Here is a 24,368-nt window from a genome sequence, read left to right as displayed (position 1 = left end):
CCCTCGCAGCACGAGGGTTCCCGATCTCCGGGAGCCCGATCCTAGAAGGATATTTTACATGAGCACCATCACCGGCACCGTCAAATTCTTCAACGCCGACAAGGGTTATGGCTTCATCGCCCCCGAAACCGGCGGACAGGATGCGTTCGTCCACATCTCGGCTGTCGAGCGCGCGGGCTTTAACACGCTCAACCAGAACCAGCGGCTCAGCTATGAACTGGAAACCGACCGCCGCGGCAAGACCACCGCGGTCAACCTGCAAACGCAGGACTGAGCGACAAGGAGGGCGGCATGAAATGCCGCCCTTTGGTTTTGTATTCGAAAGGATTGTCACATGGCGAATGACGCCGAGCATTATCGCGGGCTGGCGGCCCGCGCCCAGGCGGAAGCTGACGCGGCGACCCTTAGCAATGCCCGCGACCGCGCACTGAGGTCCGTCGCGGCCTTCGAGACCATGGCGCTTCAGCACGAACATACCGCCAAACGGCGAGCGGAGCGCGAGGCCTCCACTGCGGCGGACCGGTTGGTCGCATTCGGCCTCCCTGTGCTGCAATAGCGGGCAGACTACCCGTGCGCGCCGTTTTGGAAGCGCATCCGCCCTCTCTTTTTCCTTAGCGTGCAACGGACCTCGGCACGTCGGATTCTCGTCCCGGCGGCAGTGCCGATGCGCTGCGCGCAGCCCGGCGCACTTAGCTGTCGAGGGGCATGGCGGCGATAAGCGCCGCGCTTCTGGGATCGATGTCCTCAAGCCCGCCTTTGGCGAGCGCGGTGTCGATGGCATGCTGAAGCCTCGCGATCACCATATCGTCGTCGATCTCGTCGAGGAAAGTCAGCGCCATGCGCATCAGACCAACTGCTACCGTCCGGCTTCGCGTGTCACTCCCATCCATCGGCTGACCTTCCTGGCAGAACCGTCGATGCGGAAGCATAAGGAGCGATCTCCCGAACTCCCGCGCACTGGACGCGGGAGCCGCCGGAGCTGCTAACATGCGAACACACATGCGCCGCCACCTTTAACCCTGAGGTCTGGACATGCGCAGCGGCACCCCGGGAACCGATGGTTCCGAGTTGCTCGCGTTCGCGGGATTAGCAGTCCCGGCGCCGCCCTTTTCGCAGCGCGTTGGCGGTCTACCAAAGCTGGCCGACAAGGCCAAGCCATGATGCCTGCCGGCGCCCTCATGGACGATATCGCTATGTCATCTTTGGGCGTCTGGCGAACAAACGCGTCTGGGCAGAAAAATGAGCCTCCAGGAATGCTCCGCCTTTAGCTCATTGGTAACGGCGGTCCTCTATGTATCGAGAAGACAGAGCGGGGGGGTCAAGCGGCTCGCGGCGCCGACCAGCGCTGCGGGCCGCACTCACCGGCTCTTCTGTTCGTGGTGATCCAGAAAGACCCTTGCGCGTCATCCGCCGTTCGCCGCGCCATTTTCGACGATTTCCCGCTCAAGCCAGGCGACGAAGCGCCCATCCTCGAAATTCGCCGGTGTCAGGGCATACGCCCCGTCCTTGGCCATCGCAGCCCCCATCTCCCCATCCTCCGCGATCCCCGCGTCGCCGGGAAGCACGATCCGCAGCTGGCCGATTGTCGTCTCTTCGCGGCGCAGACCGACCTGCCATTCACGAGCGAAGCCGTCCTCGCCAAGGTCCCGCATGATCGTGCAATCCACACCGTGACAGTCGAGCTTGTCGCGGAGCGCGATGAGCGCTTCGAGCGCGTCCCGCTCGAAGGCCGATCCCACGGGCATAAAGCAGCGCGCGCTCTTGATGACCTGCGCATAACCGCGCCGCGCCACCGCCTTGCCTGTGGGATCGACGGTACAGACGAGCAGCACGAGATGCGGACCTGGGAGGTCCAGATCACCCTCGATGCCGAGTTCGACGACCAGCGGCGAGGCATGGCCGAAAAGGACGGCGCGCGGCGTGACCGCCTGGGCGAGTAGCAGAAGAAAGCCTTGCCGCGCCTGTTGCAGGATGAGCGTGCGGGCTAGCGCGCCGTTCCAGTAGGGGCCGCTGCGGGTCCAGAGGAGTTCGCTCAGGCGGTGGCCACTGGTGAGAACCACCTGGCCGGCAGCCTCCACAAGCGCATCGAGCTCGTCCGTGAGGCCTAGTTCGCTTCTATGAACGGGGCCGGGCAACACATTGCGACCGGCGCGCGCCATCAGCGACCACAGGCCGCGCCCAAGATCCGAAGCGATCCGCTCAGGCTTTTCGCCGGGCAGCGGCGGAAGCGCGTTGTCCAGGGATATGGAAAGAAATTCAGGCGCGGAGTTCCGCGCAAAGACGTCCTGCATGATCGTCGCCCCCTCCTGCAAGTCTGCCGTCTCTCTCCAGGTTCAGCAAGTCATGGCGACCACCGAGGGTCGAACCGCGATGCTGTGACTACCCAGCCATCTAGCTGCGTGCCGGCGTCGTGCCCGTCGCCTCGGGCGCCGCGGGCCAGTCGCCATCGGCGAGCCCAGGCAGCGCCTCGAACCATGTCTTCTCATGATGCAGGGTGAAGCCCTCGCAGCCAAAGTCGAGATCGCTGCGTGCGACTGCGCGCAGCGTCTCGCCGATGCCGCCCACGCCGCCCGAGCGTATGACCACGTAGCTCACGGTGCCGTCCGCGCAGGTCACCAGGGCCTCGACCACGGTGCCGACCACATCGCCGTCCGCTGCCGTGACGGGGAGGCCGGTGATGCCGGTGGCCGTAAAGAGCGTGGGCAGCGTCGAGCGTCGGCTCGCTTCGCTGGCGGATTGGCCGCCATCTTCATAGGCGCGCTGCCGGCCGAGCCAGCGCCAGATGCCGATCAGGTTGACCAGCGTCAGGAAGCCGTTGGTCGCCAGCAGATTTGTCTGCCCGGTCGAGAGCCCGACCACTGACCAACAGATCGAGCCTAGCGTGAAGACGACGAAGCCCCAGCCCGTGACGCGAGCACCGAGATTGGCGGCTGTCATCATGGCGGCGATCATCGTGGCGATCGGGGCGATCCATCCGGCGGCGTCTTCCAGCTTGCTCTCCTATCGCTTGGCCAGACGTCCGATCGGTCGGTTGGGAGGTCCGTGACCCTGGCATCGATCGGAACCCCCGCTCCGCGGTGACGTTCCCGAACGAAGGAGATCCGCAGCCATGACAGATTCTGAAATGCGCAGTCGCACCGCCGGACAGGATGACGCCCCCGTCACCGCGTCGAAAACCGCCGATCCCGATCGCAAGCTGCTGGCCGAGGCGGTGACCATCAACCGACCAGCGCGCGAGCTCTATGATTTCTGGCGCGATCCCACGAACCTGGTTTCGTTCATGGACAATATCGTCTCGATCGAGCCGATCGACCGCGATCGGTCGCGCTGGACCGTGAAGGCGCCGGCGGGCCGCGAAGTGTCCTGGGAGTCGGTCATCACCAAGGATGTGCCGGGCGAGGAGATAACCTGGCAGTCTGCCGAGGGCGCCGACGTCGCCAATAGCGGCCGGATCGAGTTTCGCGATGCGGGGCGGCGCGGCACCGTCGTGCGCGCCGTGATCGCCTATGATCCGCCCGGCGGCGTGATCGGCGAACTGGTCGCCAAGCTCTTCCAGCGCGAGCCGAGGATCCAGACGCGGCGCGACCTGCGCCGGTTCAAGCAGCTTATGGAAACCGGCGAAATCGCCACGAACGCGCGCAATCCGCGCATCCTCGCAGAAGAAGGAAAGTAAGCGCGATGAAGGCGATCACCTGGCACGGCAAGCACGACGTACGCTGCGACACGGTCGACGATCCCGCGATCGTCAATCCGCGCGATGCGATCATCCGCGTGACCTCCACCGCGATCTGCGGGTCGGACCTGCATCTTTATGACGGCTATATCCCGACGATGCAGAAGGGCGACATTCTCGGCCACGAGTTCATGGGCGAAGTGGTCGAGGTCGGGCCCAAGAGCAGCCTCAAGACCGGACAGCGCGTCGTCGTGCCGTTCACCATCTCGTGCGGCAGCTGCTACCACTGTTCGAAGACGCAATATTCGGCCTGCGAGAATGCGAACCCGGCCGACAACCAGGATATCGGGCGCGAGGGCTATGGCCATCCGATGCCCGGCCTGTTCGGCTACAGCCACATGACCGGAGGCTATGCCGGCGGGCAGGCCGAATATGTCCGCGTGCCCTTCTCTGATGTCGGCCCGCTCGTCATTCCCGACGAAAGCATCCCGGACGACAAGGTGCTGTTCCTCTCGGACATCCTTCCGACGGGCTGGATGGCGGCGGAGAATGCCGAGATCGAGCCAGGCGACACAGTGGCGGTCTGGGGCTGCGGTCCGGTGGGCCTGTTCGCGGTGCAGTCGGCTTTCCTGATGGGCGCCGAGCGGGTTATCGCGATCGATCATTTCCCCCGCCGCCTCGAACTTGCGCGCAAATTCGGTGCCGAGACTGTCAATTTCGAGGAGAGCAAGGTCTATGAGGCGCTGATGGAGATGACGGGCGGGATCGGCCCCGACGCGGCGATCGATTGCGTGGGCCTTGAGGCGCACGGCGCCTTTGCCGACAATATCATTGACCAGATCAAGGCTTCCACCTTCCTGGGGACCGATCGCATCCACGCCATCCGGCAGGTGATCCTGGCGACCCGCAAGGGCGGGCGTGTCTCGATGCCCGCCGTCTATGGCGGCTTCGTCGACAAGTTCCCCTTGGGCGCGCTGATGGAGAAGGGCCTGACCCTCAAGACCGGCCAGACGCATGTGCAGCGCTATCTGCAGCCTCTCTATGCCGCGATCGCGGAGGACAAGATCGATTCAACCTTCCTTATCAGCCACCGCATGGCGCTCGAGGATGGGCCACTCGGCTATCAGAAATTCCACGACGAGCAGGACAGCTACACGAAGATCGTTTTGAAGCCAGGGCAGGCAGCGGGCGCAACGGCTGCCTGACGCTGCACATTCGCCTTGTCACACGCCCGCGAGCGCGTCGATGGAAGCCTGTACGTTCTCGTAAGTATAGGGCTTGGTCAGGGTCCGGGCGCCGGCATGGCGCTCGGACGGCGCCTGGAGGTTGCCACCCGTGGCAAGGACGAACGGGATGCCGCGATCCTGAAGCGCGTCGGCGACCGGCCAGGAGGTTTCCTTGCCCAGGTTGAGGTCGAGGATGGCGAGGTCAAAGCTCTGCGCTTCGATCTCGGCGAGCGCGTCGGCGACGCTTCCTACGGCCGCGCCGATCCGATGACCCATCATGTCGATGAAATCCTCGAGCATCATGGCGATGAGCGGTTCGTCCTCAACGACAAGAATGTTGCGTGTGTTTGTCATGGGGTCGGCAATATGCCTCCCTTGTAGGCGCGCCAAGCTTTATCCGGCCTGCCCGGCCTGCCCGGCCTGCACGCCTCCGCAGCCGTCGTCACTCGCTGGATCGTCGTTGCGGCAATGCGGCTGCTCCGTTGGAACAGCCGCGATGCGCAACCGCCTAATTGCGCATGTCGTCGGGAACAATGCCGCCATTTTCGGCAAGCTTGTCCATGACGGCGCGGTGAAGCGCGATATTCTGTTCGGCTGAACCGGGTTCGCCGGCATTCACCCCGAGTTCCTCGGCCAGCTCCTTTCGGGCGGTGAGACTGGAATCGAGATCGAGAAGCTTCAGGAGATCGACGATCGACGTCTTGTAGTTGCCGCCATGATCGTCCTTCATAGCGGCCATAGCCTCCAGGACGGGCCCGACGTCGACCGATGTTTGCGCCGGTGCAGCGGCGGCGGGGGCCGGAGCAGGGGTCGTGGGGGCTGGGGCGGGACTTGGCGCGGCAGGCGCGGCGGAGGGCGCAGGACTCGCGGGCGCGGCCTTGGCCGCGTTCGGGTGGAAGATCTTGCTCAGAATGTTGCCGAAGATGCTCATCGTCTCGTCTCCTTGGGTCTCATGCCGCGCGGCAGGCGGGCAGGGGTGAAACGTCCCGCGTTCGAAAAGGTCCGATGCTGGAACGATGAAGCCTGGTCCGCGTTGAGCAGGCGTCCTGCTCGAATGGGGGAGTTATTCATGAAACCGCTTCTTTTGGTATCTCTTTCGGCCGCCGCGCTCTGCGTTTCCGCTTGCGGCAAGAAAGCCGAGCCTGTCGAGAATACGGCAGCGACCTCCGCGGCCGAACCTGCCGCGCCGGCACCTGCGGTCCTGAGCCCGGGACAGGCCTTTGCAAACACGGCGGCAGCAAGCGACGCTTTCGAGATCGAGACGTCGAAGCTCGCGGCGAGCAAGGCGCAGTCCGCAAAGATCAAGTCCTTCGCCGAGCAGATGATCAAGGCCCACACGGACTCGACCGCGAAGCTCAAAACGGCGGCCGCGGCCGCGACGCCGGCGATCGCGCCTGATGCGGCGTTGACCCCGGCCCAGCAGCAGGAGCTCGCCGATCTGCAAACCAAGTCGGGCGCCGAGTTTGATCGTGCCTATGCGCGCCTCCAGGCCGATGGCCACCAGAAGACATTGGATGCGCTCAAGGCCTATGCGGCAAGCGGCGACGTTGCGCCCCTCGAGGCTTTCGCATCCGAGCTCGTGCCGATCGTTACTGCGCACCTCAATATGGCCAAGGGCCTCTAACGCCAGCCAGCTTCACGAACCGGGTGTCTGGTGGACGCCCTGACCTGCGCATCATGAGGCGCCAGCGCTCCGAACGGGCGCTGTGCGCTCGTCAGTAGCGTTTGAGCAGAGTTTCCACGGTGCGGGTGACGGTCCGATCCTTGTCGTCGTCTGCTTCATTGCGGATATCGTTTTCCAGGGCTTCCCGAATTTTTGCGATCTGGGCGTCGGTCAGATGCTCGATGCCCACGAACTCGACGCGCGCCTTGTCGAGCGCGCGGATGATTTCGTCGAGCTTGGCCTGCATCGCGGCGCCATCGCGGTTCTGGCTGTTCTGGATGAGGAAAACGGCGAGAAATGTCAGGACGGTCGTCGCGGTGTTCACGATGAGCTGCCAGGTGTCGGAGTAATTCAGGAATGGTCCACTGACGGCCCAGAGGATGATGAACAGGGTCGAGAGAATGAAAGCCAGCGGCTGGCCCATGATCGTGGCGGAACGTGTGGCGATGGCGGTGAAGAAACGATCCATGGGTGATTTTCCAAATCTTTGCTGAGACGATAGCGGTGCTTTGACGACCAGGCGGTGTGTTGCTGTACGATTGCTGGGGCGCCAGACCAAGACCATCCTGATGTCGACCACAGGCCTCGGGAATCACTGGAAAAAGAAAGGGCGCGCACCTATTTTCAGGCTGTGCGCGAGCACGCGCACATAGTCACAACCTGGCATGGAGAAGACGATGTCCGACCATTATCTGAACCATCTGCGCGAGGAGCACGCCCGTCTGGAGGCAGAGATCGAGCAGGAACTGCGGCGGCCTGTACCCGACCAGCTTCTGGTCGCCCGCCTCAAGAAGCTCAAGCTCGCCGCTAAGGATCGACTGACGGCCATGGATCGCGGTCGCGACCAGAGCTCGGCGGCCTGACGACAGGACGGCGGAGCCGAGAACGTCGGTTCCGCCTTTCCGCTGAAGCGGCCATGACAAGTATCTTGGGTTAGTGCGGTGGGAATTGACTCGCGGGTGCTACAAATGTCCCGTCGATCGCGTTAGACGTGGACCATGTATGTGCGTTGTCTTCTGGGTCGGCATAAGCCGTCTTCCGCTTCCATAGCGCGCGACAAGCAGGGCCAGTACAAAGCGTTCTGCGAGCGATGCGATTTGCCGATCGAAATGGATCACAAAGGCGCCTGGCGCGTGCCGCCCCCCATTTACGACCGGCCCCAAGAGAAAGACAGCGTCGCAGCTGACGATTAGCTGCGGGCTGCGGGCAGGATTACTGCGCAAGCAGCAGGTCCGCCTTGGCAGCGCCAAGCAGTACCCATCCTACTGAATCGGCAACGCCGAGCGCGAGGGCCAACCATTGCAGGGACAAGCAACGCGCCGCCTGCCGGGCCCCCGCGACGGATTTGAGGCTCATCATCCCGCCGAACTGGTGCGTCACTCGGGTCCTGCCCCGCGATCACGCCGGTTCCCCGGGTTGAAAAACCGGGCGGTGCCAACCAGATTTCGCCCGCCATTCCAAGGAGAGCGAAATATAGCGATGAGCACGATTACCGACGCTTCCCCCGACACGCGGTCCTTTGAAGCCGATGTCGCCAAGCTGCTGCACCTCATGGTGCACTCCGTTTATTCGGACAAGGATGTCTTCCTTCGCGAACTGGTGTCCAATGCCGCCGACGCCTGCGAAAAGCTGCGCTACGAAGCGATAGCGGCGCCGGCACTGCTGGGTGACGACCCTCAGCCGCGGATCACGATCACGCTCGATCCCGACGCGCGCCAGTTGACCATCGAGGATAATGGCATCGGCATGACCCAGGCCGAAATGGCCGAGGCGCTCGGCACGATCGCCCGCTCAGGCACCAAAGCCTTCATGGAACAGATCGCCGCCAAGAAGGATGGCGAGGGCGGCCAGCTCATCGGCCAGTTTGGCGTCGGCTTCTATTCCGCCTTCATAGTCGCAGACAAGGTCGACGTGTTGTCGCGCCGCGCTGGCGAGGAGGGGGCTGGCCTGTGGACGTCTGATGGGCTCGGAACCTACGCGATCGGGGATGCTGATCCGGCCGAGGCCCCGGCGCGCGGAACGCGCGTCATTCTTCATCTCAAGGAAGACGCGGCGGACTATACCCGGCGCTTCAGCGTGGAGCCCAAGATCAAGGCTCAGTCGGGCCATGTCCCAGTGCCGATCGTCCTCAAGGACAAACCCGATGCGGAGCCGGCGCAGATTGCCGATGGCGCGGCGCTGTGGACGCGGTCCAAGTCCGAAATCAGCGAGGAAGACTATACTGACTTCTATAGGACCAACGCCGGACAGTTCGACACGCCGGCACTGACGCTGCACTACCGCGCCGAGGGCGTGCACGAATATAATGTGCTCGCTTTTGTGCCTGAGATGCGACCCTTCGACCTGTTCGACCCCGATCGGGCGGGGCGGATGAAGCTCTATGTCCGCCGGGTGTTCATCACGGGCGAGGCGCAGATCCTGCCCCGCTACCTGCGCTTTGTGCGCGGACTGGTCGACTCGCAGGACTTGCCGCTCAACGTCTCGCGCGAGATGATCCAGGAGAGCCCGGTTCTGGCCGCCATCCAGAAGGGTGTGTCCAACCGCGTGCTGAGCGAACTGGAAAAGCTCGCGAACAGCGATGGTGACAAGTATCTCAAGATCTGGGAGAATTTTGGGTCGGTCCTGAAGGAGGGTCTCTACGAGGACTATGCCCGGCGCGAGACGCTGCTGGGGCTCGCCCGCTTCAAGACCAGCACGTCGAACAATGAATGGCGGTCGCTCAAGGACTATGCTGCCGATCTGAAAGAGAACCAGACCGCCATCTATTATGCGGTGGGTTCCGACATCGAGCGGCTCGCCTCCTCGCCGCAGCTCGAAGGCTTCCGCGCGCGCGGCATCGAGGTGCTCCTGCTGACCGACCAGATCGACGGTTTCTGGGTGACCGGAGCGCCGGATTTCGAAGGCAAGCCGTTCAAGTCGGTGACACAGGGCATGTCGGATCTGGGTCTCATCCCCCTCGCCGATGGCGAGCAACCGCCGGCGGAAACGTCGGACGAGGTCGCCGGCTTCATCGACTTCGTCAAGGCGACGCTGGGCGACGTGGTGTCCGATGTCCGCGCGTCGGAACGGCTGACCGACAGCCCGGTCTGCCTGGTCGCGCCCGAACACGGCATGGACCGCCAGATGGAGCGGCTCCTGGCGGGCGCGGGGCAGCTTGCGCAGGTGAGCAAGCCGGTCCTCGAGATCAATCCCCGGCACGCGCTCGTTACCCGGCTCAGCGCGGTAGGCGCAGAGCAGGCGGATCTGCGCGAGGATGCAGCGCATCTGCTGTTCGACGAGGCCCGCATCGCCGACGGGGAACTGCCGCTCGATCCGCGCGCCTTTTCTGAACGGCTTGGCCGGGTCCTGCTCCGCGGCAGCGGCCCGATCTGAAGGCCCGGTTGGGGCGTGTCTCAGCCGGCCGCTCATGCCAAGGTAAGATTTACTGCCCGGGTCCGCTTCGCAGTGGGTCCGGGCCATACCGCATTCTTCGGCTCCCGCCCCCTGCTGATGTATAGAACATCAAATCTCTATATTCACAGCCTCTATCGACAGATGGTACATGTATGAGCGAGGCATGATGCCTCTGTGGGCGCAAGGCTGATCTCGCAGGGAGCTGGCCCGACGGAATCCAAAAGGGCCGGCACGCATTATGATCATCGCAGCGATCGTCATCATTTCCCTGATCCTGATGGTGCTGTTCTTCGCCGTGACCGTGGCCGGAGGCCGCGCCCATGATCGGCAGAACAGGGAAGCGGCGCGTCGAGCTGACCAGCAGCCCAGTGCGGCCGAGGACCGCCGGTCGTGACGTGTCGCTCTCTGGCTGTCTCGCGCCGAGCGCCGCTGTGCGTAAGCGGGCCGGTGTGACGCGGGGGCGGGCAGCCCGCAATGTCCAGGTCAAGGCTGGCTTCGGGCCCAATTTCAAACGCAACACGGCTTTGCGCGGCCATGGCGCGGCCTAAAGTGTCCTGTCCGCCACGGGCAGATATTCTGGCGCTCGTCGATGGCGCGGGCCGGCTTCCCGTTCGCGTGGCGCCCAATGCCTCCGCCGATGCCATCATCCTGGCGACTGCGGACGGTATCTTGCAGGTCCGGACGACAGCGACGCCTGAAGGTGGCAAGGCCAACGAGGCCGTTCTCAGGCTTTTGGCAGCTGCGCTCGGTCAACCGGTTTCTGCACTGGAACTGCTGCGCGGATCGACGGGCCGAAACAAGATCGTCCGGGTGATCTAGCTCCGCGCGGGGCCCGCAGGGAGGGCGCGGCGAGTATATCGCCAAATCCTTTCACAGGCTGGAAAAAAGGGTATGACAGCCACCTTTGGCGCGGTCGGGACAGGATACGGGGTTGGCGGAAATGTTGGGGAATAAGAGCACGGCCGTTGGCACGCTGCGGCGGAAGAATAACGGGCTCATTGCCGGTCTGATCTTGGGGCTGGCTTTCTTCCTGATCAGTACCTGGCTTGCCTTTTCGAATATCCAGGCGCTGCGCGAGGCCGATAAGGCCATTCGCCATACCCATGAAGTGCTGATCGCACTCGACGAAGTTCTTTCCACCGCCAAAGACGCAGAGACGGGCCAGCGCGGCTATCTGCTGACCGGGACCAACGCTTATCTCGAGCCCTACCGGACCGCAGTCGCCGCCTTGCCCGCGCGGCTCGCGGCGCTGAAGGCGCTGACCGCCGACAATCCAGTGCAGCAAGCGAGCCTGGGACCGCTCAACCGCCATATCGATGCCAAGTTGGCTGAATTGCGCGAGACGATCGAATTGCGGCGCACGCAGGGCCTGACCGCTGCCATGGGGATCGTGACAAGCGACCGCGGCAAGGGCGAGATGGACGCTATCCGCGCCCAGCTTGACGGCATGGCTCGCGAGGAAGTGCGCCTGCGGGAAGAGCGCATGGGCGACATGACGGACGCGGCGCGCGCGGCGATCACCAGTGGCGTTGTTTCGGGTCTGCTGGGCTCCGCACTCACCATCGCGATCTTCGTGCTGCTGCTCCGTAATGGACGGGCGCGCGCGCGGCAGGAATGGCTGCAGTCCGGCGAAGTCGGCCTCTCCGAGGCGATGCGCGGGGACAAGTCCGTCGAACAGCTTGGCGAGGACATCTTGGCGTTCCTGGCCGAGCATACAGGGCTCTCGGGCGGCGCCCTGTTCAAGGGCGAGAGCGGCCACTTTAGGCGGGCGGCCGTGGTCGGGGTTCCGGCCGACGCCAATATGCCCTCCTCCTTCAACATCAAGGAGGGTTTGCTGGGCAAGGTCGCAGTCGATGGCAAGGCGCTGGTCCTGGAAGACGTGCCGGAGGGCTATCTGACGATCGGCTCGGCTTTCGGTCGCGAGAAGCCGCGCCATCTGGTCATCGTACCGGCCAAGGCGGACGCGCAGGTCAATGCGGTCCTGGAGCTCGGCTTCTTCAAGCCGGTCGATCCCTTGGTGCTCGATCTCCTGGAGCGTGTCTCGCCGGCGATCGGCATCGCCCTGCGCTCGGCGCGCTTCCGGGCCCGGCTCCAGGACGCGCTCGAGGAAACGCAGCGCCAGGCCGGCGAGCTTCAGGCCCAGAGCGAGGAACTGCGCGTCTCCAACGAAGAACTCGAAGAGCAGGGGCGGGCGCTACGGGAATCCCAGGTTCGTCTGGAACAGCAGCAGGTCGAACTCGAACAGACCAACAGCCAGCTTGAGGAACAGGCGCAGACGCTGGAAACCCAGCGGGACGAACTTGAGCGGGCCGGCGCGGCGCTGGGCGCCAAGGCGCACGAACTTGAGCAGGCCAGCCAGTATAAGTCGGATTTCCTGGCCAATATGAGCCACGAATTGCGCACGCCGCTCAATTCGCTGCTGATCCTCTCCAAGCTGCTGGGAGACAATTCGCAGGGCAACCTCTCGGACGAGCAGATCAAATATGCCAATACGATCGAGTCTTCTGGCAATGACCTGCTGACCCTCATCAACGACATTCTTGATCTGTCCAAGATCGAGGCAGGGCACATCGAGATCCGTCCCGAAACCGTCGCGCTGCAGCGGCTGACGGGCGACCTGCGGCGGACCTTCGACCCGCTTGCCGAGAAGAAGGGCCTTGGTTTCGACATCAGGCTTTCCGATGACTGTGCCCGCACGATCGAGAGCGACCGGATGCGGCTCGAGCAGATCCTCAAGAATCTCCTGTCCAACGCCTTCAAATTCACCGAGCGCGGACAGGTGAGCCTCGCCATTGAGCGCGTGGATGATGCGTCCATCCGCTTCGCCGTCAGCGACACGGGCATCGGCATTTCGGCGGAGCAGCAGGCCTCGATCTTCGAGGCCTTCCACCAGGCCGACGCGACGATCAGCCGGAAATTCGGCGGGACGGGCCTTGGCCTTTCCATCTCTCGCGAGCTCGCGCGCCTGCTCGGCGGCCGGATTGCGCTGGAGAGCCGCCCTGGCGAAGGCAGCACCTTCACGCTCACCATTCCACTGGGCTATGAGACCGTCGCCCAGCCGACCCGGCGGCGTTCCGACCCGGGTCCCGCGCCGGTCGCGGCGGCCCCCGCCATCCCCCTGCGTCCGGCGCCCGCGTCATCGGCATGGAGCCTGGAAGACGACCGGGCGAGCCTGACCGAGGGCAACCGGGTCCTGCTCGTCATCGAAGATGATGCGGTGTTCGCACAGATCGTGTGCGAGCTTTCACGCGAACTCGGCTTCCAATGCGTCATCGCCGGCAATGCGGAGGACGCGATCAAACATGCTCACGAGTTCAAGCCGAGCGCAATTGTTCTCGACCTGGGTCTGCCGGACCAGTCCGGGCTTACCGTCCTTGACCGGCTGAAGCATGACGATGAAACGCGCCATATTCCGATCCATGTGATTTCGGCGGCCGACCAGAGCCAGACCGCGCTGTCGCTCGGTGCGGTCGGCTACCACATCAAGCCGGTCAAGCGCGAAGAACTCGCGCAGGTGCTCGAGGGCCTGCAGGCGAAGCTTGCCTCGCGCATGCGCCGGGTCCTCATCGTCGAGGACGATGCGGTTCAGCGCGACGCAGTGGGTAAGCTTTTGGGCTCGGACGATGTCGAGACGATCGGCGTGGGCACGGCCGCCGAATGCCTGGAACAGCTGCGGCGCGAGACGTTCGACTGCATGGTGCTAGACCTGACCCTGCCGGACACCTCGGGGTTCGATCTGCTGGAAACGCTGAGCCAGGAGGGCGATCATGGCTTCCCGCCGGTCATCGTCTATACCGGGCACGACCTCTCCGCCGACGACGAGCAGCGGCTGCGGCGGTATTCGAGTTCGATCATCATCAAGGGCGCCAAATCCCCTGAGCGGTTGCTCGACGAGGTTTCCCTGTTCCTCCACCAGGTCGTCTCCGAGCTGCCGCCCGAGCGGCGGCGCATGATCGAAAAGGCGCGTCACCGCGATGCCGCGCTCGAGGGTCGGCGCATCCTCATCGTCGAGGATGATGTCCGTAACGTCTATTCCCTGTCGAGCGTGCTCGAGCCGCGCGGCGCGATCGTCCAGATCGCCCGCAACGGGCAGGAGGCGATCGATGCGCTCGCCCAAGCCGGAGACGATGTGAAGAAGGCCGTCGACCTTGTGCTCATGGACGTCATGATGCCGGTCATGGACGGGCTGACCGCGACGCGCGAGATCCGGGCCGATCCGCGCTGGACGAAGCTGCCGATCGTGATGCTGACCGCGCAGGCCATGCCGGACGATCAGCAACGCTGCCTGGAAGCGGGCGCCAACGACTATATGGCCAAGCCCATAGACGTCGATAAACTTTTGTCGCTGGTGCGCGTCTGGATGCCCCGATGAGGAGATCTCGGTGACAGGCGGCCTCGAGGATCTGGAGATCGGCCTCCTGCTGGAAGCGCTCTACCAGCGTTATCATTACGACTTTCGCCCCTATGCGCGCGCCTCGATCAAGCGGCGCCTCGTGCAGGCGCGGAGCCAGTTGGGCTTTGCGAGTTTTTCGGCGATGCAGGAAAGCCTGCTCCATGATGAGCAGACGCTGCCGCGCCTGCTCAATTACCTGACCGTGCAGGTCAGTGAGATGTTCCGCGACCCGGCCTACTACAAGGCGCTGCGCGAACGCGTCATCCCGCACCTTAGAACCTATCCCTCGCTCAAGGTCTGGGTAGCCGGCTGCAGCAACGGCGAGGAGCTCTATTCGCTTTCCATCCTCTTCCGCGAGGAGGGTCTCGGCGCGCGGACGATCTTCTATGCGACCGATATCAATCCCGATGCCTTACGGGCGGCGCAGGCGGGGATCTATCCGCTCGACCAGATACAGAAATATACGGCCAATCACCAGAAGTCGGGCGCGCGCACGTCGCTATCTGACTATTATACGGCCGACTACGGGCATGCCGTGTTCGACAAGACGCTCAGGAGCCAGGTCGTCTTTTCCGACCATAGCCTGGTGACCGACGCGGTGTTTGCGGAGATGCATCTCATCTCGTGCCGCAACGTGCTCATCTATTTCGATCGCGAGCTCCAGGATCGCGCCATCGGACTGTTCCGCGATTCCCTCGCCCGTAAGGGATTTCTGGGGCTCGGCTCGAAGGAGAGCCTGCGCTTTTCCCGGCACGCGGCGGCCTTTGCCGATTTCGATACAGCAGAGAAGATCTATCAGCGGGTGGACGGATGAGCCGGGATCCGATCAGGGCGGTCGTCATCGGCGCCTCGGCCGGCGCGGTGCAGGTCCTGCTGGAAATCCTGCCCGCGCTCCCGCCAACGTTCCCCGTCCCGATCTTCATCGTCGTGCATATCCCGCCAGATCGCACCAACGCCCTCACCACCCTTTTCGCGGATCGCTGCGGGCTGACAGTCAAGGAGGCGGAAGACAAGGAGACTCCTGTCCCGGGCACGGTCTATTTCGCGCCGGCCGATTATCATCTGCTGATCGAACAGGACGGGCGCGTGGCCCTGGCGATGGACGAGCCGGTTCATCATTCGCGGCCAGCGATCGACGTCCTTTTCGAGACCGCGGCCGACGCGTTCGGACCCGATCTCGTCGCCATCGTGCTGACCGGTGCGAACGAGGATGGTGCCGCGGGCCTGCGAGCCGTCGGGGAGGCGGGCGGGCTGACCCTTGTCGAAGACCCGACGAGTGCCTCGAGTTCTACCATGCCGGCCGCCGCGCTTGCGGCGTGGCCCCAAGCGCGGGCTCAGGATGTGCCCGGCATCATCGCTTACCTTCAGACCCTGGTGGCTCCATGACGAGTGCGAACCCTCTGCCGAACTGTCTTCTGGTCGACGATCTGGAAGAAAACCTTCTGGCGCTCGAGGCGCTGATGGGCGACCAGGGTGTGTCGATCCTCAAGGCCCGATCCGGGGAGGAGGCGCTAGAGCTTCTTCTCCAGCACGACGTGGCGCTCGCCCTGCTCGACGTGCAGATGCCCGGCATGGACGGCTTCGAGCTTGCCGAGTTCATGCGCGCAAGCGAGCGCGCGCGCGATGTTCCGATCATCTTCCTGACCGCCGGCAGCGCCGACCAGCAACGCCGCTTCCGGGGCTATGAGGCGGGGGCGGTGGATTTCCTCCAGAAGCCGATCGAGGCCGATATCCTTCGCTCCAAGGCCCGCATCTTCTTCGACCTCTATCGTCAGCGCCAAAAAATTGGCGCGCAGCGTGATGCGCTCGAGGAGCTGACCGGCGTGCTGCAGACTGCAGATCGCCGCAAGAATGAGTTTCTGGCGGTCCTCGCCCATGAACTGCGCAATCCGATCATGGCGATGGGGGCCGGGCTGCACCTGATGGAACGTAGGCCGGATCTCGAGACAGCCACCATGGTGCGCGGGCAGATGAGCAAATATGTGCGGCATCTTGGCAGCCTGGTCGAGGACCTGCTCGACATCGCACGCATCGACCAGGGCAAGATCGCACTCAAGAAGGAACGTCTGCTGCTCCAGGACTTGCTGAGCTTTGCTGTCGAAGGATCACGCCATCATATCGATGCGGCCAGCCATGAGCTGATCCAGCATGTCGCGCCCGAGCCGATCTGGCTGGAGGCCGATCATGCCCGGCTTGCGCAGGTTGTCGGCAATCTCCTCACCAACGCCGCCAAATACACGCCTGCTGGCGGGGAAATTCGCCTCTCCGCGAGGCGCGAGGAGGATCAGGTGCGCATCGAGGTCGCCGATACGGGCGTCGGCATCCCGGCCGAGATGCAGGCCCGGATCTTTGATCTGTTCGCCCAGATCGATGGATCGAACCAGCGCACGCAGGAAGGACTTGGGATCGGACTCGCGCTCGTCAAACAGTTGGTCGAGCTCCACGGCGGGACGATCGCCCTCAAGCGCAGCGCGCCGGGAGAGGGCAGCGTTTTCGAGGTCGTAGTGCCGCTCTGAGGCTGGCCGCGACCTTTACGGTTCATCGTCCCCAGCCTCGGCCGCCCCTGCTATTCGCTCCTTCTCGAAGCCATGCATGCCCCACCACCACTGCAGCGCGATAATTGCGCCTTTGGCGGGCTGCAGCAGGCCAAGGAGCAGAACAAGCGTCAGCGGTACGATGATTGCCATCATGGCGGTGACCGAGAGCGCGAAATCGCGGGCCAGCGCGATGATGAGGGGCGCCATGATGTGACCGGTCACGATGATCGCCACATAGGCCGGGAAGTCGTCCGCGCGTTGATGGCTCCAGTCCTGGCCGCAGTGCGCGCAGATGGTCACGGGTTTGAGAAATCGGTGGAATAGGTGCGCTTCGCCGCACCTTGGGCAGCGGCCGCGCAGGCCGCGCAGCGCGGCGGTGCCCAGCGTTTCGGGCAGAGCGCAGTCTCGCCGTTTCGGCACAACGAACTGGGCAGGCGGGGGGCCGCCCGGACGATCACGGCGATCGAACAGCGTTCGGGTGAAATCAGGCAAGATCATCTCGCTGCTATCGATGAGAGAGACAAGGGCGGGGCGGTAGACAGCAGACTGCCCCAGCAATCATAGGGCTTTTAGACTCAAATGTGAAGGCGCACTTATGATGTATAAACCATCATTGTGCCGTCCGGTGTGTGCGGTCGATTTGATTTAGAGCGGCGAGCCGAGCGCTTGCGCTGCGTCGCCCAGATCCGCCTCTGCAATGACATAGCTGTCGCCCTCTCCGGCAAAGAAGAGGTTCAGTTGCGCCTCGCTCCTCGTATCTGGTGCGGGACCATGGTGCGCCTCGTCCCAATGCGCGTCGACGAAGCTCCACAAGGCCGCGCTGGCCGCTGGCTGATCGTCATAGATGCCTACCTTCTCCGTCCCCTGGAAGACGATCACCAATACCGTAGCCAGCACAGCCTTCTTCGCCCTTGAAACGTTGCCTTTCGTGGGATTCCGCACGAACCCGCGACGCTTCAGGCACCCCGTGCGGCCTTCATTCACCCTCCGGGCAAGATGGGCAAAGAATGAGCGGGTTCAACAGGCTGAATTAAGACCATTTTGGAGCTAAACCATTTGCCAATATGCTTGTGCTAGGAAGTGTCGAACGCGCGGGAACAGGTGTCGTCTCAAGCGCGTACTGGACATGGCAAGAAAGACATAGAGAATCATGGCGCAGTTGACGCAGATGGAAATTGCCAATTGGCTTGCGATTTACGTTGGCGTCGGCCTGTGCTGCGCGCTCGCGGTTTCGCTGTCGGTCGCGGTGCTTATCGGACAGCTGGTTCAAGAGCGTGCCTGGCGCCAGATCCACGATGTGCGTGGAGCAGCATTGTTCCTGCCCCGGACCTGGTGGCGCTGGCAGAAACTCTATTTGCTGTCGACGCCGGTCACCTTGTGCATCGTGGCATGGTTTGCCGCGACGCTCCGCTGGTCCTGAGCAGAGGGGCGCGCTAGCCGCATCACAATTGTCAGATGCGCCGGGCTCACAGGCCTAGGGCGGTTCGTACGATATCCGGTACGGCACCGCGTTCGAGCGCGTCGGGCCCCAGGCTTATCAGCGGCGCGATCGTCTCGAGGCGCGGATGGATGGCGGCTTTCACCGCCAGATAGTTCTCGTCGAGCGGGCTCTGCGCCGCAACGACCAGCTGCCGGATCTCGCCGGTCTCCCTCGATAGCGCTTCAAGCCGGAAGTCGGGCCGACAGGGGCCTTGCGGGGTCAAATGGTCGAAGAGCGGCTTTTCGATCACCAGGTCGATGCCGAGACGATCGAGCGCGCGTCGCGCGTCGAGCAGGCTGCGATAGAGAGATCGCTCGAATTCGGAGGCAACCGGCACGAAACGCTGGCCTGAGACGATGGGCTGCGCATAGGCGCGCAGCGCTGCATAGCCGTCGGCTTCGGGATATTCGCCGACCACGACCAGCACCAGGTAAGGACCTTTGATCGGGTTGCCGCGGATCGATGGCGACTGCACCCGATTAGCGAGCACCAGCGGCTCGGCGCCCGCGACATGGATGGTCGCACCCTGCACCGCTGTTGCGTAGAGCGCGAGGAACGCCTGCGGTGCGTGACCCGGTGGCCACTGATGGGATAGCGCGCGCAGGCCTGCGAAAACGCGATTGCTGTGAAAGGGACGGGCGTGTGTCCATAAGGCGCGACCGAGCTCGATGCCGGGTGCAAGCTCGATCCGCGCGGCCGCCGCGCTCAAGGCCCTGAATTCTTGCGCAATGGAGCGTTCGGGCGGCTCCGCCCCAAGCGGCGGCGTGCGCTGGACACCGGCCAGGGTCATAAGCCGCCAGAGAAGTCGGGCGAGACGCGGCACCGTCGCATTGCGCGTCCTGTCGTCGATACTGTCGGCCTGCGGCTTCTGCGCGAGCTTCTCAGGGGCTGGGCGCAGCACTTCGAAATAGCCTTCCGGGGGATCGGCCGGCGAATGGGGCGTGCGGATTTCCGAAATGCGATTGGTCGCCTGCTCGCGGAAGAAGGGGCATTGCGGACGATGCTCGGGCCGGTCGGCGCCCGTCAGGCGCCGCAGATAATAGGTTTCAGCTTCTGACAGAAAGGCAGGGGTCAGGACCGGCGGCCGGGTGTCGGGCCCCAGGCAGTCGCATGCGATCCACTTGGCGCCGATCCGGGCTTGTTGGACAAGCGCGATCCCTGCCTCTTCATCGCCGCGCGAGCCTTCGCCCATATACCAGCGCACCAGTGCGGATCGCACCAGGTCGGGAAGGGGGATGCGACGACCTTTCTGTCCGTCGCCCTGCCGGTCGATAAGCCACATGGAGGAGCCCTTCTGGAGCGCAATGGGCAAAGTCTGACCAGGGGGCGCGGGATTGACAACGGGATTTGGGTTGACCTCCACTCTGGCAAGGACAGGTTTCGGGAGGTTTTATGAAGACCGCGCTCCTCGCTGCACCGCTGCTCACCATCACCCTCGCAGCCCCGCTTGCCGCCGCCAGCCCGCAAGGTTCGCCGCGCACCGTTCAGCTCATCACGATGGGCGTGCCGGCGCCGCCACGCCTGTCGGCCGCTGCGGGCCCAGATGGCACAGATCGCCCGGACAAGCCGGCGGTGGACGAAGGAGCACCACCCGCTGCGGCACGTCCAGCCGCGCTTCCAGCTTCGTTCAGCGTTCATGATCTCAGCCGCAAATGGGTGCAGTTCCAGATGGCGCAGACTTATGGGCAAGCGGCCGTGGCCCCCGGCGAGACCTCGCCGGTCGACGTGTCGGCTTCCGGGGCGGCGCCGCCAGTTGCGGCCGCGCCCGGCGTTTCTGCCGAGCCGACGCTGGAGGCGATACCCGTCCCTGCGTGGATGCGCGGCGGACTGGCCTTTGCCAGCGCCGCAACCCGCTACACGCCAGGATGCTATGCCGCAGGCTATCGGCCAGCCGGCTTTCTCAGTGCGCAGGCGGAGATCCGCCGGGCGGGCTATTACGGAATGATGAGCGCGATCGCGTGCCAATATGGCATCCCGGTCGGCCTTTTCGACGCCATGATCATCCGGGAAAGTCGCTACAATGACCGGGCCGTTTCGCCGAAAAACGCCTATGGATTGACGCAGCTCATGCCCGGCACCGCGGCGGGGCTGGGCGTGGATCGCTACGATATCGAGCAGAATCTGCACGGCGGCGCGCGCTATCTGCGCAGCCAGCTCGATCGCTTCGGCCAAGTCCATCTGGCGTTGGCGGCCTATAATGCCGGGCCGGGACGGGTGCGGGGCGGCCAGGTGCCGCGCATCGCCGAGACCCAGGCCTATGTCGACGATATCCTCCTCAACTGGCGGCGTCTGAGCGGTTTCACGCGGACGGCCAATGTCACCGGCCCATCGTTGCCGCCGGCTCCAACATCTCCGCGTTTCAATGGACGCAGCGCGATCGTTTCGCGCTTCTGAGCCGAGACCCGAGGCAACGGACGCCGGTGCGAACCGCGCGGACGGCGTCCGACGATCAATCCAGGCGGAAGCTCTGTTCCATGCGGGCGCGACGCTCGATGATCGCTATGACCTCGCGTACCACCCGATCAACGACGCCGTCGCGCAAGGGGCCTGCCCATTCGCGGCGGATCTCGGTGCCATCCATGCCTTCCACTTCGTTGAGTGCATGGACAAGCGAGAGCGGCAGGCTCGCGAACACCTCGGAAATCATCTGCATCATCGTCGAGAATCGGCCGTCATGGAGAAGATCCAGATCGCGAAGAGTTTCGACACCGAGAACGGCCTGGATGAACCCGATTTGAAGGACATGAAGGATCGTCTGGAACTCGACGAGCGTCATGCTCTCGCGGGTGGAAGGATCGGCGGTGGGCCGCAGAAGATTAGACAGGCGGTTGCGTCTGATGCCGGTCTTGAGCGCCAGTTTCCGCACGCTCACATTTTGATCCGACATCGCCTGAAGAATGTAAGGAATATAATCCCTGAAGGGGATCGCAGCGCTCTCTTCAGCGGACTTGCTTTCGTCCGTCGAGGAAGGTGCCCCGCTGCTGGCAAGGGATGTCATGAACCGGCCCCCTGATCCTGCTCCGTAAGAGCACCAAATCACAGCGGGAAACGCTTTGCAACAACCTCTGACCTGAATTTCTTTACAGGTATCGGCTAAGCCATTGGAACGGACGGACTTGTCTGTTGCGAATCGCTCGCAATTTTTCCGGCGGTCTTGGCAGGTGGTAAATCGAGCCCCTGTTCGCGCAGCTTCGCCACGACGGCCTTCGCCTTCTGCTCGACGATATAGTCGAACAGGAGAAGCGACAGCATGTCGCCGGCGGACATGCCCTGCCCGAGTTGCCTGGCCAGAATATGCTGGGCCTCACTGAGGTTCTCGGCGCTGCTTGCGGTCACGCGCAGTTTGATACGAATGCCGCCTTCGGTGGGGATCTTGTCGAGATGCGAGCGAAGCACCTCGGAATCATGATCCATGGCCGCGGCGGACGCCGCGCGCGCATTCACCAGCGTCGCCAGCGTCTGGTATGAATGGGTTTCGTTCGAGCGCAGCCGCACGCTTTCGGTGGTGAGGCGAAAGAAGTGCTCGGAAATATCGATGCTGACCTGTCGGGGGAAACCCACTCCCGCCGCGTCCTGTCCCTGTGACGTTTTGTAACCCTGCCCCACTCGACCCCCCTGGAGTGCCGGATCCCGCGTCCTTGCTACGCGGCACGAACCTCATGCCGATTCCGCGGTAGAACTTAACCGTTAACCAATCTTATCGCAAATTTTCGCGAGTCGCGCGGGTGGCTCGGATTTCGGGCCAGCGTGGCGCGCGCTGGTGGCCGTCCTGGTCTGCACGGCGGGCCACCCCGGCTCGCAGCGCGTACCGAAGCGGTTCGCGCGCAGCGCCAAGCGACTCGGGCGGGAAGAAAAATTCATGCCTCCCGCAACGCGCCGAGCCGGGGAAGGTTGCCCGGCCGGCGAGCGAGGGGACAGCCTTCGATTGGGCGCGGAACCGCCGCGTCTCAATCGGAAGGAAATGCTCATGCAACAGGTACTGAAGCATGGCGGCCGGGCGGAGCTTGCGATCCTCGTGATCGCGGCGCTGGCCTTCGCGCTGCTCATGTTTGCCGGACCGGCCTTCGCCGGCGCCGACACCACCTTCGACACCGCGCTCACCAAGTTCACCGACTTCCTCGAGGGATCGGGCGGCAAGATCATCACCGTGCTCAGCCTCGCCGGCGGCGTGGTGGCGCTCGCCTCGGGCCGCTTCTCGATGGGTCAGATCGCCATCCCGGTGGGCGTCGGCGTGGGTGCCGGCACCGGCGTGCCGATCGTCACCTCGACCGTCACCGCAACGATCTGACGTGGTTCGGGCCGGCGGCGTAGCAGCGCCGGCGGTCCAAATGGAGGGTGGTGCGATGTCTGCGGACAAATATGTCATTCCAACTCATCTGGATGATCCAGAACTGATCGGGCTGTGGACCCTGGATGAGTTCCTCGCGATGGTGATTCCGTTCACCTGGGGGATCCTGTCTCAGCATATCCTTATCGGCATTTTGCTCGCTGGAGCAGGCTGGTGGGGCTTGAAGCGCGCTAAGGCGGGACGGGCGGCATCCTGGCTGCTGCACATGGCCTATTGGCATCTTCCGGCCGGGTTTACCGGCATGAAGGCGACACCGCCCTCCTACCTTCGACTGATGGCCGGCTGACATGGAGATCGCCAACAGCCACGCGCAAAGCCAGCGCGTTCTCAAGCAGCGCAACCTCTTCGTCGCCATCGCCGGCGTGCTCGCAGCGCTTACCGCCATCCTCTTCCTGATGGTTGCGACCCGGGATCGGGAGATTGTCTTGCAACCGATCCTGCGGTCGCCGCTCACAGTCAGCAGCGCCGGGGTCAGCCGCGAGTATCTCGAGATGGTTACCCGCGATGCCGCGGTGCTGACCCTCGATCGATCGCCCAGCAACCTGGAATACTGGATGAAGTCGGTTCTCGATATCACGGCGCCAAGCGCACAGGGGCGGCTCAAGGCGGACCTTCTCAAGATCGTCAACGAGCAGCGCGGTTCCTCGATCGCGCAGTTCTTCGCGATCCAGTCGATGAAGCTCGATCCGGACAATCTGACCTCGGACGTGACGGGCGACCTGCACACGATCGTAGGCAGCAAGGTCATCTCCAAGGACCGCCGGACCTTCCGCTTCAAATGGAAATATTCGGGCGTCTCGCTGCAGCTCGTCGGCTTCGGGATGGTGTCCAAAGCCGAGGAAGGAGATCAATGATGAGTGCTATCGCCATCGGCAGCACGGCTGCCGGCGCCGCCTTGTGCTCCCGATATTATTGCCACGCGAGCCGTTTCATGGGCGCGGGTTTGGTCGCGGTCGGCCTGCTCCTGATCGCCGAGCCCGCCTGGGCGGATCAGACGATCATGGCGTCCGACAGCAGCCAGGTCGACTGCCAGGCGTCGGCCAAGGACCTGACCCGCATCAGCCTCGTCGAGGACGAGTTCGCCAGCGTCTCGAAGATCTCCACCGGCAATCCGACGGACGATTTCAGCGTCGTCAACGAACCGGTGCGCGGCGACATCTATCTGTCGGTACCCGAGGGTTTCGGGCGGCCCGCGCTCTCCTTCTTCGGCACGACCAAGCGCGGCTATGTCTACAAGTTCGTTTGCCGCATTGGCGGCGAGCAGGCGGCGCAGGTCTTCGTTTCGAATCCGGCGATCGCGAAAGATCGGTCGGGTGAGGCGGTCGCCGCCACGATCAAGGCCGGCCCGCAGGATGCAGCCGTCGAACTCGTTCAGGCGATGTATTCCAACAGCATAGTCGATGGCTACGAGATGCGGCAGCGCACTTTGCGCCCGGTCTTCGTCGGCGGGCTCAAGGTCCAGATGATCGCGGAATATCGGGGGCAGGAGCTTACCGGCAAGGTTCTGCGCATCGAGAATATGAGCAACGCGCCGATCGCGCTCAACGAAGGCGCGGTCGCGCCGCGCAGCGCGCTCGCCGTCTCCATCGCCGAGCCGACGCTCGCGCCCGGCAAGGTCACCACGGCCTATCTCGTCTCGCAGATCGGGAGGTAGT

At 63.8% G+C, this 24,368-nt stretch carries 30 protein-coding genes; 19 read left to right on the top strand and 11 right to left on the bottom strand.

Annotation, left to right across the window (positions count from 1 at the left end):
* Positions 1–58: 58 nt before the first annotated feature.
* Together ACFFF7_RS09260 and ACFFF7_RS09255 are read left to right on the top strand one after the other, a co-directional pair.
* The gene (locus tag ACFFF7_RS09260; RefSeq protein WP_379481078.1) at positions 59–274 is read left to right on the top strand and encodes a cold-shock protein; all 216 of its coding nucleotides are present in this window, start codon (positions 59–61) and stop codon (positions 272–274) included.
* A 60-nt stretch (positions 275–334) separates the two neighbouring features.
* The gene (locus tag ACFFF7_RS09255) at positions 335–556 is read left to right on the top strand and encodes a hypothetical protein (protein ID WP_379481077.1); all 222 of its coding nucleotides are present in this window, start codon (positions 335–337) and stop codon (positions 554–556) included.
* A gap of 133 nt (positions 557–689) precedes the next feature.
* On the opposite strand, the gene ACFFF7_RS09250 is transcribed toward ACFFF7_RS09255, so the two are convergent.
* The 3 genes from ACFFF7_RS09250 to ACFFF7_RS09240 all read right to left on the bottom strand — a co-directional run bounded on the left by ACFFF7_RS09250 (position 690) and on the right by ACFFF7_RS09240 (position 2,952).
* Positions 690–845, bottom strand: coding sequence for a hypothetical protein (locus ACFFF7_RS09250; protein WP_379481076.1), 156 nt, complete (start codon positions 843–845; stop codon positions 690–692).
* A gap of 558 nt (positions 846–1,403) precedes the next feature.
* Positions 1,404–2,291 carry a DUF8535 domain-containing protein gene (locus ACFFF7_RS09245; RefSeq protein ID WP_379481075.1) on the bottom strand — a complete coding sequence of 296 codons (888 nt, stop codon included), beginning with the start codon at positions 2,289–2,291 and terminating at the stop codon, positions 1,404–1,406.
* Between the two features lie 100 nt (positions 2,292–2,391).
* Entirely contained in the window at positions 2,392–2,952 is a 561-nt protein-coding gene (locus ACFFF7_RS09240; RefSeq protein ID WP_379481074.1) for a PRC-barrel domain containing protein, read from the bottom strand.
* Positions 2,953–3,109: 157 nt separating this feature from the next.
* On the opposite strand from ACFFF7_RS09240, the gene ACFFF7_RS09235 reads away from it, so the two are divergent.
* Entirely contained in the window at positions 3,110–3,673 is a 564-nt protein-coding gene (locus ACFFF7_RS09235) for an SRPBCC family protein (RefSeq protein WP_379481073.1), read from the top strand.
* 5 nt (positions 3,674–3,678) lie between these two features.
* Complete coding sequence (locus tag ACFFF7_RS09230; RefSeq protein WP_122129637.1) at positions 3,679–4,878, top strand: zinc-dependent alcohol dehydrogenase; 1,200 nt, start codon at positions 3,679–3,681, stop codon at positions 4,876–4,878.
* Between the two features lie 18 nt (positions 4,879–4,896).
* Here the strand turns inward: ACFFF7_RS09230 and ACFFF7_RS09225 are convergent, their stop codons facing one another.
* Both ACFFF7_RS09225 and ACFFF7_RS09220 read right to left on the bottom strand, forming a co-directional pair.
* On the bottom strand, positions 4,897–5,253 hold the full coding sequence (locus ACFFF7_RS09225; protein ID WP_008832005.1) for a response regulator: 357 nt from the start codon (positions 5,251–5,253) through the stop codon (positions 4,897–4,899).
* Between the two features lie 154 nt (positions 5,254–5,407).
* The gene (locus ACFFF7_RS09220; RefSeq protein ID WP_095687376.1) at positions 5,408–5,830 is read right to left on the bottom strand and encodes a DUF3597 domain-containing protein; all 423 of its coding nucleotides are present in this window, start codon (positions 5,828–5,830) and stop codon (positions 5,408–5,410) included.
* 138 nt (positions 5,831–5,968) lie between these two features.
* Here ACFFF7_RS09220 and ACFFF7_RS09215 point away from each other — a divergent pair, with 138 nt between their 5' ends.
* Positions 5,969–6,523 carry a DUF4142 domain-containing protein gene (locus tag ACFFF7_RS09215; RefSeq protein ID WP_379481072.1) on the top strand — a complete coding sequence of 185 codons (555 nt, stop codon included), beginning with the start codon at positions 5,969–5,971 and terminating at the stop codon, positions 6,521–6,523.
* 91 nt (positions 6,524–6,614) lie between these two features.
* On the opposite strand, the gene ACFFF7_RS09210 is transcribed toward ACFFF7_RS09215, so the two are convergent.
* Positions 6,615–7,031, bottom strand: a complete 417-nt coding sequence (locus ACFFF7_RS09210; protein ID WP_008832008.1) for a low affinity iron permease family protein — start codon at positions 7,029–7,031, stop codon at positions 6,615–6,617.
* A gap of 208 nt (positions 7,032–7,239) precedes the next feature.
* Here ACFFF7_RS09210 and ACFFF7_RS09205 point away from each other — a divergent pair, with 208 nt between their 5' ends.
* The 8 genes from ACFFF7_RS09205 to ACFFF7_RS09170 all read left to right on the top strand — a co-directional run bounded on the left by ACFFF7_RS09205 (position 7,240) and on the right by ACFFF7_RS09170 (position 16,864).
* Positions 7,240–7,425, top strand: a complete 186-nt coding sequence (locus ACFFF7_RS09205) for a YdcH family protein (RefSeq protein WP_011950610.1) — start codon at positions 7,240–7,242, stop codon at positions 7,423–7,425.
* 616 nt (positions 7,426–8,041) lie between these two features.
* Positions 8,042–9,934: a molecular chaperone HtpG gene (gene htpG, locus ACFFF7_RS09200; protein ID WP_379481071.1), complete on the top strand. Its 1,893-nt coding sequence runs from the start codon at positions 8,042–8,044 to the stop codon at positions 9,932–9,934.
* A gap of 259 nt (positions 9,935–10,193) precedes the next feature.
* Positions 10,194–10,349: a hypothetical protein gene (locus ACFFF7_RS09195; protein ID WP_158305181.1), complete on the top strand. Its 156-nt coding sequence runs from the start codon at positions 10,194–10,196 to the stop codon at positions 10,347–10,349.
* A 221-nt stretch (positions 10,350–10,570) separates the two neighbouring features.
* Positions 10,571–10,774 carry a DUF167 domain-containing protein gene (locus tag ACFFF7_RS09190; protein WP_379481070.1) on the top strand — a complete coding sequence of 68 codons (204 nt, stop codon included), beginning with the start codon at positions 10,571–10,573 and terminating at the stop codon, positions 10,772–10,774.
* Positions 10,775–10,895: 121 nt separating this feature from the next.
* Positions 10,896–14,327, top strand: a complete 3,432-nt coding sequence (locus tag ACFFF7_RS09185) for a response regulator (protein WP_379481158.1) — start codon at positions 10,896–10,898, stop codon at positions 14,325–14,327.
* A 10-nt stretch (positions 14,328–14,337) separates the two neighbouring features.
* Positions 14,338–15,162 carry a CheR family methyltransferase gene (locus ACFFF7_RS09180; protein WP_379481069.1) on the top strand — a complete coding sequence of 275 codons (825 nt, stop codon included), beginning with the start codon at positions 14,338–14,340 and terminating at the stop codon, positions 15,160–15,162.
* Positions 15,159–15,734, top strand: a complete 576-nt coding sequence (locus ACFFF7_RS09175) for a chemotaxis protein CheB (protein WP_379481068.1) — start codon at positions 15,159–15,161, stop codon at positions 15,732–15,734. The genes ACFFF7_RS09180 and ACFFF7_RS09175 overlap by 4 nt, the downstream gene beginning before the upstream one ends.
* The gene (locus ACFFF7_RS09170; RefSeq protein ID WP_379481067.1) at positions 15,665–16,864 is read left to right on the top strand and encodes a hybrid sensor histidine kinase/response regulator; all 1,200 of its coding nucleotides are present in this window, start codon (positions 15,665–15,667) and stop codon (positions 16,862–16,864) included. The genes ACFFF7_RS09175 and ACFFF7_RS09170 overlap by 70 nt, the downstream gene beginning before the upstream one ends.
* Before the next feature lie 15 nt (positions 16,865–16,879).
* On the opposite strand, the gene ACFFF7_RS09165 is transcribed toward ACFFF7_RS09170, so the two are convergent.
* Both ACFFF7_RS09165 and ACFFF7_RS09160 read right to left on the bottom strand, forming a co-directional pair.
* Positions 16,880–17,383 (bottom strand): DUF983 domain-containing protein, encoded by a 504-nt coding sequence (locus ACFFF7_RS09165; protein WP_379481066.1) that lies wholly within the window; start codon positions 17,381–17,383, stop codon positions 16,880–16,882.
* A 147-nt stretch (positions 17,384–17,530) separates the two neighbouring features.
* Positions 17,531–17,869 carry a hypothetical protein gene (locus ACFFF7_RS09160; protein ID WP_379481065.1) on the bottom strand — a complete coding sequence of 113 codons (339 nt, stop codon included), beginning with the start codon at positions 17,867–17,869 and terminating at the stop codon, positions 17,531–17,533.
* Between the two features lie 166 nt (positions 17,870–18,035).
* On the opposite strand from ACFFF7_RS09160, the gene ACFFF7_RS09155 reads away from it, so the two are divergent.
* Positions 18,036–18,305 (top strand): hypothetical protein, encoded by a 270-nt coding sequence (locus tag ACFFF7_RS09155; RefSeq protein WP_379481064.1) that lies wholly within the window; start codon positions 18,036–18,038, stop codon positions 18,303–18,305.
* 46 nt (positions 18,306–18,351) lie between these two features.
* Here the strand turns inward: ACFFF7_RS09155 and ACFFF7_RS09150 are convergent, their stop codons facing one another.
* Positions 18,352–19,647, bottom strand: a complete 1,296-nt coding sequence (locus tag ACFFF7_RS09150) for a DUF8535 domain-containing protein (protein ID WP_379481063.1) — start codon at positions 19,645–19,647, stop codon at positions 18,352–18,354.
* Between the two features lie 110 nt (positions 19,648–19,757).
* Between ACFFF7_RS09150 and ACFFF7_RS09145 the strand changes: the two genes are divergently transcribed.
* The gene (locus tag ACFFF7_RS09145; RefSeq protein WP_379481062.1) at positions 19,758–20,759 is read left to right on the top strand and encodes a lytic transglycosylase domain-containing protein; all 1,002 of its coding nucleotides are present in this window, start codon (positions 19,758–19,760) and stop codon (positions 20,757–20,759) included.
* A 55-nt stretch (positions 20,760–20,814) separates the two neighbouring features.
* Here ACFFF7_RS09145 and ACFFF7_RS09140 read toward each other — a convergent pair whose 3' ends face one another.
* Both ACFFF7_RS09140 and ACFFF7_RS09135 read right to left on the bottom strand, forming a co-directional pair.
* Complete coding sequence (locus ACFFF7_RS09140) at positions 20,815–21,363, bottom strand: hypothetical protein (protein ID WP_008832024.1); 549 nt, start codon at positions 21,361–21,363, stop codon at positions 20,815–20,817.
* A 95-nt stretch (positions 21,364–21,458) separates the two neighbouring features.
* Positions 21,459–21,971: a hypothetical protein gene (locus tag ACFFF7_RS09135; protein WP_379481061.1), complete on the bottom strand. Its 513-nt coding sequence runs from the start codon at positions 21,969–21,971 to the stop codon at positions 21,459–21,461.
* A gap of 361 nt (positions 21,972–22,332) precedes the next feature.
* Here ACFFF7_RS09135 and ACFFF7_RS09130 point away from each other — a divergent pair, with 361 nt between their 5' ends.
* The 4 genes from ACFFF7_RS09130 to ACFFF7_RS09115 are packed head-to-tail and all read left to right on the top strand — an operon-like array spanning position 22,333 to position 24,367.
* Entirely contained in the window at positions 22,333–22,653 is a 321-nt protein-coding gene (locus ACFFF7_RS09130) for a TrbC/VirB2 family protein (RefSeq protein ID WP_041380237.1), read from the top strand.
* Between the two features lie 55 nt (positions 22,654–22,708).
* On the top strand, positions 22,709–22,999 hold the full coding sequence (gene traL, locus ACFFF7_RS09125; RefSeq protein ID WP_008832027.1) for a type IV conjugative transfer system protein TraL: 291 nt from the start codon (positions 22,709–22,711) through the stop codon (positions 22,997–22,999).
* 1 nt (position 23,000) lies between these two features.
* A complete protein-coding gene (locus ACFFF7_RS09120; protein WP_095687387.1) occupies positions 23,001–23,567 on the top strand; it encodes a type IV conjugative transfer system protein TraE in 567 nt (188 codons plus the stop codon).
* On the top strand, positions 23,564–24,367 hold the full coding sequence (locus tag ACFFF7_RS09115) for a type-F conjugative transfer system secretin TraK (protein ID WP_379481060.1): 804 nt from the start codon (positions 23,564–23,566) through the stop codon (positions 24,365–24,367). Before ACFFF7_RS09120 ends, ACFFF7_RS09115 begins: the two co-directional genes overlap by 4 nt.
* Position 24,368: the final 1 nt, after the last annotated feature.

Origin of the sequence: Novosphingobium aquiterrae (assembly GCF_042434435.1) — a bacterium.
Taxonomy (GTDB): Bacteria; Pseudomonadota; Alphaproteobacteria; order Sphingomonadales; family Sphingomonadaceae; genus Novosphingobium; species Novosphingobium aquiterrae.
This window is presented reverse-complemented; position numbering and strand designations above follow the sequence as displayed.

What these genes read in the sequence shown, in the direction of transcription:
- ACFFF7_RS09240 (WP_379481074.1), bottom strand. Translation starts at nt 2,952, where the DNA reads ATGATCGCCGCCATGATGACAGCCGCCAATCTCGGTGCTCGCGTCACG.
- ACFFF7_RS09150 (WP_379481063.1), bottom strand. Translation starts at nt 19,647, where the DNA reads ATGTGGCTTATCGACCGGCAGGGCGACGGACAGAAAGGTCGTCGCATC.
- ACFFF7_RS09245 (WP_379481075.1), bottom strand. Translation starts at nt 2,291, where the DNA reads ATGCAGGACGTCTTTGCGCGGAACTCCGCGCCTGAATTTCTTTCCATA.
- ACFFF7_RS09185 (WP_379481158.1), top strand. Translation starts at nt 10,896, where the DNA reads ATGTTGGGGAATAAGAGCACGGCCGTTGGCACGCTGCGGCGGAAGAAT.
- ACFFF7_RS09155 (WP_379481064.1), top strand. Translation starts at nt 18,036, where the DNA reads ATGGCGCAGTTGACGCAGATGGAAATTGCCAATTGGCTTGCGATTTAC.
- ACFFF7_RS09210 (WP_008832008.1), bottom strand. Translation starts at nt 7,031, where the DNA reads ATGGATCGTTTCTTCACCGCCATCGCCACACGTTCCGCCACGATCATG.
- htpG (WP_379481071.1), top strand. Translation starts at nt 8,042, where the DNA reads ATGAGCACGATTACCGACGCTTCCCCCGACACGCGGTCCTTTGAAGCC.
- ACFFF7_RS09225 (WP_008832005.1), bottom strand. Translation starts at nt 5,253, where the DNA reads ATGACAAACACACGCAACATTCTTGTCGTTGAGGACGAACCGCTCATC.
- ACFFF7_RS09250 (WP_379481076.1), bottom strand. Translation starts at nt 845, where the DNA reads ATGCGCATGGCGCTGACTTTCCTCGACGAGATCGACGACGATATGGTG.
- ACFFF7_RS09175 (WP_379481068.1), top strand. Translation starts at nt 15,159, where the DNA reads ATGAGCCGGGATCCGATCAGGGCGGTCGTCATCGGCGCCTCGGCCGGC.
- ACFFF7_RS09220 (WP_095687376.1), bottom strand. Translation starts at nt 5,830, where the DNA reads ATGAGCATCTTCGGCAACATTCTGAGCAAGATCTTCCACCCGAACGCG.
- ACFFF7_RS09230 (WP_122129637.1), top strand. Translation starts at nt 3,679, where the DNA reads ATGAAGGCGATCACCTGGCACGGCAAGCACGACGTACGCTGCGACACG.
- ACFFF7_RS09140 (WP_008832024.1), bottom strand. Translation starts at nt 21,363, where the DNA reads ATGACATCCCTTGCCAGCAGCGGGGCACCTTCCTCGACGGACGAAAGC.
- ACFFF7_RS09115 (WP_379481060.1), top strand. Translation starts at nt 23,564, where the DNA reads ATGATGAGTGCTATCGCCATCGGCAGCACGGCTGCCGGCGCCGCCTTG.
- ACFFF7_RS09165 (WP_379481066.1), bottom strand. Translation starts at nt 17,383, where the DNA reads ATGATCTTGCCTGATTTCACCCGAACGCTGTTCGATCGCCGTGATCGT.
- ACFFF7_RS09205 (WP_011950610.1), top strand. Translation starts at nt 7,240, where the DNA reads ATGTCCGACCATTATCTGAACCATCTGCGCGAGGAGCACGCCCGTCTG.
- ACFFF7_RS09120 (WP_095687387.1), top strand. Translation starts at nt 23,001, where the DNA reads ATGGAGATCGCCAACAGCCACGCGCAAAGCCAGCGCGTTCTCAAGCAG.
- ACFFF7_RS09255 (WP_379481077.1), top strand. Translation starts at nt 335, where the DNA reads ATGGCGAATGACGCCGAGCATTATCGCGGGCTGGCGGCCCGCGCCCAG.
- ACFFF7_RS09235 (WP_379481073.1), top strand. Translation starts at nt 3,110, where the DNA reads ATGACAGATTCTGAAATGCGCAGTCGCACCGCCGGACAGGATGACGCC.
- ACFFF7_RS09195 (WP_158305181.1), top strand. Translation starts at nt 10,194, where the DNA reads ATGATCATCGCAGCGATCGTCATCATTTCCCTGATCCTGATGGTGCTG.
- ACFFF7_RS09145 (WP_379481062.1), top strand. Translation starts at nt 19,758, where the DNA reads ATGAAGACCGCGCTCCTCGCTGCACCGCTGCTCACCATCACCCTCGCA.
- ACFFF7_RS09260 (WP_379481078.1), top strand. Translation starts at nt 59, where the DNA reads ATGAGCACCATCACCGGCACCGTCAAATTCTTCAACGCCGACAAGGGT.
- ACFFF7_RS09130 (WP_041380237.1), top strand. Translation starts at nt 22,333, where the DNA reads ATGCAACAGGTACTGAAGCATGGCGGCCGGGCGGAGCTTGCGATCCTC.
- traL (WP_008832027.1), top strand. Translation starts at nt 22,709, where the DNA reads ATGTCTGCGGACAAATATGTCATTCCAACTCATCTGGATGATCCAGAA.
- ACFFF7_RS09215 (WP_379481072.1), top strand. Translation starts at nt 5,969, where the DNA reads ATGAAACCGCTTCTTTTGGTATCTCTTTCGGCCGCCGCGCTCTGCGTT.